This window comes from Paenibacillus sp. LBL, from assembly GCF_029893715.1.
In the GTDB taxonomy this organism is placed as follows: domain Bacteria; phylum Bacillota; class Bacilli; order Paenibacillales; family Paenibacillaceae; genus Paenibacillus_AQ; species Paenibacillus_AQ glucanolyticus.
The window spans coordinates 66,109-74,259 of record NZ_JARXYU010000024.1; the positions used below are offsets into that span (position 1 = coordinate 66,109).

Sequence of the window (8,151 nt, forward strand, 5' to 3'; positions counted from 1 at the left end):
TTCTGAAAACCAAAGGAGACTTTTGCATGCTGCACTATATCGATACTCGACAAGGCTCCAACAACCAACATGCCTATTCCAACGGGAATACGCTTCCTTACACCGGTGTGCCTTTTGGCATGAATCATTATGTCGTACAGACCCACAATGAGGGAAGCTGGTTCTTCAACCCCAATGACCGCGTGTTCCAAGGCATCCGACTGACCCACCAGCCAAGCCCGTGGATGGGCGACTTCGCCCACTTCCTGATGACCCCGATTGCGGATGACAAAATCAGAGGGTCCGTCTTCACCTGTCAAAGTTCCTACCGCCCGGAAGAAGCGACATTCAAACCGCATTACGTGAAGGTGAAGCAGCAGCGCTATAACATCACAACCGAGCTGGTTCCCAGCTGCTACGGAGCGGCGATGCGCATGAAGTACCATTCCGGACAGCAGGCCGGCTTCGTGCTGAACGCGAAGGGCCAAAGCGAGTTCAAGCTTGATGCTGCCCGTCGCAGAATCACCGGCTATATCAGCAACTTCTCGGGCTGCCACGATGATGGGTTCCGGATGTACGTAGCCATGAGTTTCAGCAAGGACATCGACCTCGGGGCGACGGGCCAATACGATGCCGAGGGCCAATTCTCCCGTGAGGCAGATTTTAGCGGCGTCAATCAGCATGCTGTCCTGCGTTTCATAGAATGTGAGCGAGATACCCTCGATGTGAAGCTGGCCACATCCTTTATCAGCATGGAGCAAGCGGAGCTTAACCTTACACGCGAGCTGGATGCATCCTTCGAAGATCGGCAGGAGGCGGCTGCGCAGGCCTGGAACCATTACTTGAACAAAATCCAGGTTACCCATACCAATGAGGAGTACTTGCGAACCTTCTATACCTGCTTGTACCGTATGTTCCTGTTTCCGCAGAAGTTCTATGAGCTGGATGCCAACATGGAGCCGGTCCACTATGATACAACTGCCAGAGCCGTCAAGAAAGGAATTCTGTATACCAATAACGGATTCTGGGATACCTACAAAACCGTATATCCGCTGTACTCCATCATCGCGCCGAAGGAATATGAGGAAATGCTGGAGGGCTACCTGAACTCCTACCGCGAAACCGGCTTCCTGCCGAAATGGCTGTCGCCTGATGAGCGCGGACTGATGCCGGGTACGCTTATTGACGCCGTTATTGCCGATGCTGCCGCCAAGGGCATTGCCCACGACCTGATGCCAGAGCTGCTTGCGGCGATGCTGACTGCAGCCACCACGCAAAGCGAGAAGAACTGTTATGGTCGTCAAGGAACGCTCGATTACATCAAGCACGGCTATGTTCCGAGCAGCTATCATGAGAGTGTCAACCACACGCTGGATTACGCCTACAGCGACTACTGCATCAGCCGCGTAGCCGATGTGCTGGGGAAACCGGATATGGCGGATCATTACAGACAAAGCGCGCTCAATTACCGCAATATCTTTGATGCAGAGACCGGATTTATGCGGGCCAAGGATCAGAACGGCCAGTTCCGTCCAGATTTTAACGACACGAGTTGGGGACTCGATTATGCTGAGGGAAGCGCCTGGCAGACCAGCTTTGCCGTATTCCAGGATTTCCAGGGTTTGATTGAGGCGTACGGTTCGAAGGAACGTTTTTTCGACAAAATAACCGAATTGTGCAATAAAGCGCCCGACTTCGACGTGCGGGGCTATGGCTTTGAAATTCATGAGATGAGTGAGATGGCTGCCATCGACTATGGCCAGTTGGCAATATCCAATCAGCCAAGCTTCCATATTCCTTATCTGTTCAGCTATGTGGGGCAGCCTGCCTCATCCCAGGTTGTCATTAAACAGCTGATGACCAACCTGTTCAACAGCGGCTTTAACGGATTCCCGGGCGACGAGGACAACGGAAGCATGTCAGGCTGGTACGTGTTCAGCTCCATGGGCTTCTATCCGGTATGCCCGGGCAGCAATGAGTATGTGCTCGGTATTCCGCTGTTTGACAGCGTAACGATTGAGCTGCCGAATGGCAAGCAGATGCACATTTATACCGACAACAATAACCCGCAGTCCAATTTCGTTGCGAATGTCCAACTGGAGGGGCAGGATTATACCAAGCTGTACATTACGCATGACGATATTCTGGAAGGCAAATCCCTAAGTTTCCGTCTCGGACTCGCACCAAGCTACCGTTCTTATGAGGCAGAAGAACTGCCGTTCTCGATATCGAAGAAGTAAAGACCACATTGATATTTATATAGATTGATCCAAGGGACATCCAACCGGGCCATATCACGGTTCCGGGGGACGTCCCTTTTTTTGTTGGTCCGAAGTAGCACCGGATGAAAATAAAGGAATTATTAACAGCCTATAGGGCAACAATACCCTTGCATTCATTTTAAACAACGCAGGGGTGATTGGTTTGTTGTCAATGGTTCTCCAACATATTCCCAGCTGGATCATTCTTGTTCAAGCCCTATTGCTTCTTATCATCCCGCTCCTGCTGCTTAAGCTTACGCGCTGGCTCAGGAAAGCCCTGAACGGGCGTCATTCCGCACGCAGCGACATGCGTTCCGCTGTCGAAATGGAGAAGAAAAGCGGGAAGGATTCCACGCATACAGCATTTAAACTAACGGGTCAATACGCTGCCGAAATCACGCTCATTCGCGAACATACCAGTCGCAACGCCGATGTGAAGATCCGAGAATTCACGATCAAGGGGACGCAAACCCGTGTTGCCGTACTGACAATCGATGGTTTATGCGACAACGATATCATCGACACCCATCTCATTACGCCGTTAATGCTGAGTGGTGTGCCTGAGTCTGAAGCAGACGGCTTCGCCCAATCCAGCCACTCCATCAACAGCTATCTGAAGACGCGACTGTTGCCTGTCACGGATATCGCGGAGACCCAGACTCTCGGGGATCTTGTTCAATCCGTCTTGATTGGTACAACCGGTTTGCTGGTGGAGGGGATGGAGGGCGCCTTCCTTCTCTTCTCGGCAGGAGGCAAAAGCCGCAGTCTGGAGGAGCCGCTATCCGAAGCTCTGCTTCGGGGACCGCGTGTGGGTTTTACAGAAAGGCTGGCGGACAACACGGGACTGCTCAGGCTTCACGGAAAAAACGAAAGCCTCTCGATTACCCGGCATCAAGTCGGAACCCGCGTGAAGAAAGACCTCGTCATCGCGTATATGAAGGACATCGCCGATGATGGGCTTGTCCAGGAAGTCACGCAGCGAATCCAGCGAATGGATATCGATGACCCTCTGGAATCCGGGTACGTGGAGCAGTTGATTGAGGACAACATCCTGAGCCCCTTCCAACAAGTGCACAATACCGAAAGACCGGACCGGGTGATCGGTGCTTTACTTGAGGGGCGTGTCGCCATCCTGCTGGACGGGACCCCTTTTGCTCTGATTGTCCCCGTTACCTTCAGTATGCTGCTGCAGTCACCTGAGGATTATTACGAACGCTGGATATCCGGGTCCTTCGTCCGTTTGCTTCGCATGCTGGCAGCCATGCTGGCACTTCTCGCTCCGGCACTGTACGTATCCTTTATCTCGTTCCACCCCGGTCTAATTCCGACACGGCTAGCCCTCTCAATAATCGAGACCAGACAGGGAGTCCCCTTTCCCTCCTTGCTCGAAGTACTCATTATGGAAATTGCCATTGAGATCTTAAGAGAAGCCGGTATTCGCTTGCCCAAGCCAATTGGCCCCGCGATGGGTATCGTTGGTGGTCTTATTATTGGCGACGCCGCCGTAAATGCAGGGATTGTCAGCCCGTTTCTGGTTATTGTTGTTGCCGTTACGGCTATCTCTTCGTTCACCATTCCGAGTTACAGTGCAGGCATCAGCCTCCGGTTCCTTCGATTCATCGGCATGTTCTGCGCTGCCTTCCTTGGATTGTTCGGTGTTGTCATGTTCTTTCTATTCCTCTGCAGCCATATCGTCAAGCTGAGATCCTTCGGTGTCCCGTATGCAAGCCCCTTGGTGCCTTACCGATTCAGTGACTGGAAGGATTTACTCATCCGTTTGCCGCTGCAAGTCATGAAGGAGCGCCCTCAAATGATCAAGACCAAGGACTCGGATCGAAAAAAGTAAATGTTGAAGAATATGGCGGAGGTGACACCGATGAAGAGTGATCAAATTACGACTGCACAGGCTGCAGTCATCATTATTAACTACATGCTGGGTGCAGGTATTTTGACATTGCCGAGAACGGCCGTCACAGCAAGCAATTCACCTGACGTATGGATCTCGGTCCTTCTCTCAAGCCTGCTGATTCTTCTGGCCGGATTCGTTATCGTGAAGCTTTGCCGGAGATTTCCCGGTCAGACCTGGTTTCAATTCGTGCCTCAAATTACTGGCAAAGCAATTGCATTTCTGATCAGCCTGATCACCATCGGCTACTTACTTACCATCTCGGCTTTTGAGCTCAGAGTCATGGCAGAAGTCACGGGGATGTTCCTGTTAGAGGGAACACCCATGTGGGCGATCGTGATGACCTTTATGTGGGTTGGCCTCTACCTGACTACAGGTGGGATCGGCAGCATAGCCAGGCTCTTCGAGATTATTCTGCCCATCACTCTGGTCATCTCCATCATTACGTTCTCGCTCAGCAGCGGGTTATTCGAGATCAACAATCTGCGCCCCGTACTGGGTTCCGGCGTAATGCCCGTGCTTCAGGGAATGAAATCGACGACGCTCGCATTTGCCGGCTTTGAGATCATGCTCATCATTATGGCATTTATGAGCTCTCCCCAAAAAGGAATGAAGGCCGTTACTTGGGGGACGATCGTCCCTACGTTTGTCTACCTGGTTGCGCTAGTCATGACCATCGGTGGTCTGTCCCTCGGCGGCGTGAAGGTTGCCACCTGGCCCAGTCTGGATTTAATCCGAAGCTTCGAAATTCAAGGCCTGATCTTTGAACGGTTCGAATCCCTGCTGCTTGTCATCTGGATTATGCAGATTTTCTCGACCTTTACCATAACGCATTATGCCGCATCACTCGGCTGGTCACAGCTATTCAAGAAGAACATCCGCCCCTTTCTGTTCATGATGCTGCCGGTTATTTTCTTAATTGCCGTCATCCCGAAAAATATCTCGGAGTTATTCAAGCTGGGGCAGATTGTGGGCAATGTGTCGGTTTATTTATTTGGCACCCTTCCATTTTTCCTGCTGATCATCAGCAAGATTCGCCGCAAAGGGGAGACTACCAATTGAATCCGTCTGCACGTACTCTGAGAATCGTGCTCACATGCGTCATACTGCTTACGACGACGGGGTGTTGGAGCAACGATGAGATCGAGGAATTAAATCTATATGTAGGCCTTGGAATGGACGTTGCCCAAGAGTCCAAGTTTGAGAAGCAGGTCAATGAGCAGGGAGGGCATTATCCGAAAAAAAAGAACATGACCATCACCGTTCAAATCACCCCCCCGTCCAGCGGGCAAAAGAAGAACCAGAACTCATCATCACCGCAAGGGGGCAAGTCTTATCTGAACGAGCGCTTGACTGGTGATTCCGTCGTTCAAATCCTTCGGCAATTTGCTCTAAGACGAGAGCGCCCCTTGATTGGCCATCACTTGAAGGTCATTGTCCTGTCCACCGAATTAGCAAAGAAATATAATCTCGAGCAGCTCCTGGACTATATTATGCGGGATAACGACATCCGGCCCAGCTGTCTCATCCTGATCAGCCACGGAAGTGCAGTGGAAGCCTTGAGCTCATCGGAGCCTGGGGAAATTCCCGCCTTATATTTGACCGGGCTGTTTGATAACCATCAATTATCCAACAAGATTCTGCCTGCCATGTCACTGGTCAAGCTCGATGGCATGATGCAATCCGGTTCGAGCTTTCTGCTGCAGAATGTCATTACAGCCGAGGGCGAGCACAAATTCTCCGGAGCAGGCATCTTCAAGGGAACAAGCAAGAAGTGGATCGGCAGTCTAAACCAAACGGATCTGGAGGGCTTATCCTGGATTACGGGCAAAGTCAGAACAGGCGCTTTGAAAACCTATAAACCGAGAACCGAAGATACGATAACCTATGAACCAAAAGTAACGAAGAGCAAGATCACTCCCATCGTTCGAGGGGATCAAATTTCATTCCATGTCGAGGTCGCATCCAGAGGAGCCCTGATCGAGGACTGGAGCAGTCCGCAGCATACAGCAACCGAGTCTTACCAGGATGAGCTGGAGGGCTACTTTGAGGATACGGTCCGCGAACAAATTCGGCAGGTACTCTACAAAATGCAGGAGACCTATCATGTCGATGTCGCAGGATTCGGAGAACAGCTCCGAATCAAGCATCCCCGGTTATGGAAAAAGGTTGAGAAGAACTGGGATGAGGCCTTTAGCAAGGCCAACGTAACGTATGATGTGAAGATTAACATTACCAATTATGGTTCTTCCATGAGATAAAGCGCTGCCCCTCAAGAGACAGCGCTTTTCCTTCTGTCGTTTGCCACTTACACCAGGAACATGGCCACAACCGTGGTAACGGTAAGACCGATCAGCACTGGCTTTAAATTACGCCTTGCGAGCTCAAAGGGACTGACGCCGCAAATGGCTGCGGCCGGAATCAGTGCCCACGGTATAAGTGTGCCTCCTCCCACCCAAATTGCGGCAACCTGCCCAAGCGCGGTCAGCGTAGCTGCACCTGATCCGATGGCTGTTGCAAACAATTGCGCGATCGAGCCGGCAAGCGATATGCCGGAGAAGCCCGAGCCGTCCAGGCCCGTAATTGCACCGGTGATGGTCAACGTTACTGCGCCCACCGCGCCGTTCAGCGGCACCGCATTCGCAAGCGCAACCCCCAGGTCGTTCACGATCCCATGGGAAGCTTCCGGAAGTACTTTGCCAAACAAATCGGTAAACGCCGCATCTCCGAGATAGAAGAATGCCGCTATCGGAATGACGGGTCCGAATACTTTGAATCCAAACACGAAGCCCTCAATTAAATACGAGGTGACCTTCTCTAGTCCGCGGTTGCGATGTGCTACCAGCGTAATGATGCTTAAGATAAGGACCGCGGTTCCGCCGACCAAGGCTGTTGCATCCCCGCCCTGCAACTTCAGGATGAACATGGCCGCAACGTCGGCAGCAAACAGCAGCAGAATGGCGATAGCCAGCCATCTCTTCATGCCAGGAGAAATAGGAGCAGCAGCGTCATCCTCTTCAGAACGTGCGGCGAGTGTCTCTCCTGTGCTCTTGATGGTGACCAATCCATCTCTCCAGCTGCCGTTCCGCTGATCTCTTCGCATCATCCAGAATGCCGTCACCGTTGTTACAACTCCCATCACAATGACAAGCGGAACGCTCGCTGCCATCACGCTGGATACCGGCAGACCGGCGGCATCCGCAGTCAATTTAGGCGCGCCCTGGATAATGTAATCCCCCGACAGCGCTATGCCGTGACCGAACAGGTTCATGGCTACCGCAGCACCAAGCGCGGGCAGTCCCACGCGAATGGCTACAGGCAGCAGCACAACTCCGATTAACGCAACCGCCGGTGACGGCCAGAAGAAGAAGGACGTTACCATCATGATGATGCCGATTCCCCAATAAGCCATGGCCGGGGTACGGAGGAACCGGGTTAGCGGGGCTACCATCGTTTCGTTGATGCCGGTCTTGATCAATACCCTGCTCATCGCTACAATGATCGATATGATCATGATTGTACCCATCAGCTCTTTCGTAGCATAAATAAAGGAATTAAACACGCCGGAGACCGAGCCGCTCAGCGTTTCCGTTGCCAGCAGGCCAAGCGCAAATATTCCGGTCACGCATATAAGCGTTGTATCGCGCCGCCGGATCAGCAGCGTCATGATCAGGACGATGAACGCCAGGTAAACCCAGTGCATCGCGGTTAATTGAATTCCCATATGAAGTCACGCCCTTTCCCAGGCAGCAGGTTTGTGACTACATCTTATGCGTGGGCCTGGGCAAGGGTTCATAACCCGTACTAACTCACTCTGGCATTTCATATACTTGGTAAACTGGCGACCTGTTTCATCAGTTGCTGGCGAGCAATCTGTGAAACTATGAGTAAGTAAAAGACCCACGCCATGATGGTCAAGACCCCATTTTGTGGACATTGGAAAAACACCTAAGCTGCAAACTGGCGTCGGTACTCTACCGGCGTCAGTTTGTTTAATTTCCGCTG

The 8,151-nt window shown here is 52.0% G+C and carries 5 protein-coding genes; 4 read left to right on the forward strand and 1 reads right to left on the reverse strand.

Annotation, left to right across the window (positions count from 1 at the left end; genetic code table 11):
• The first annotated feature begins 26 nt into the window (after positions 1–26).
• From M2277_RS29180 to M2277_RS29195, 4 genes are all read left to right on the forward strand, one after another.
• Complete coding sequence (locus M2277_RS29180) at positions 27–2,219, forward strand: GH92 family glycosyl hydrolase (RefSeq protein WP_280756248.1); 2,193 nt, start codon at positions 27–29, stop codon at positions 2,217–2,219.
• 193 nt (positions 2,220–2,412) lie between these two features.
• Positions 2,413–4,086: a spore germination protein gene (locus M2277_RS29185; RefSeq protein ID WP_481857798.1), complete on the forward strand. Its 1,674-nt coding sequence runs from the start codon at positions 2,413–2,415 to the stop codon at positions 4,084–4,086.
• A gap of 30 nt (positions 4,087–4,116) precedes the next feature.
• Positions 4,117–5,208: a GerAB/ArcD/ProY family transporter gene (locus tag M2277_RS29190; protein WP_280756250.1), complete on the forward strand. Its 1,092-nt coding sequence runs from the start codon at positions 4,117–4,119 to the stop codon at positions 5,206–5,208.
• Complete coding sequence (locus M2277_RS29195; protein WP_063478122.1) at positions 5,205–6,407, forward strand: Ger(x)C family spore germination protein; 1,203 nt, start codon at positions 5,205–5,207, stop codon at positions 6,405–6,407. Before M2277_RS29190 ends, M2277_RS29195 begins: the two co-directional genes overlap by 4 nt.
• A gap of 47 nt (positions 6,408–6,454) precedes the next feature.
• Here the strand turns inward: M2277_RS29195 and M2277_RS29200 are convergent, their stop codons facing one another.
• The gene (locus M2277_RS29200; protein ID WP_280756251.1) at positions 6,455–7,870 is read right to left on the reverse strand and encodes a hypothetical protein; all 1,416 of its coding nucleotides are present in this window, start codon (positions 7,868–7,870) and stop codon (positions 6,455–6,457) included.
• Positions 7,871–8,151 lie beyond the last annotated feature (281 nt).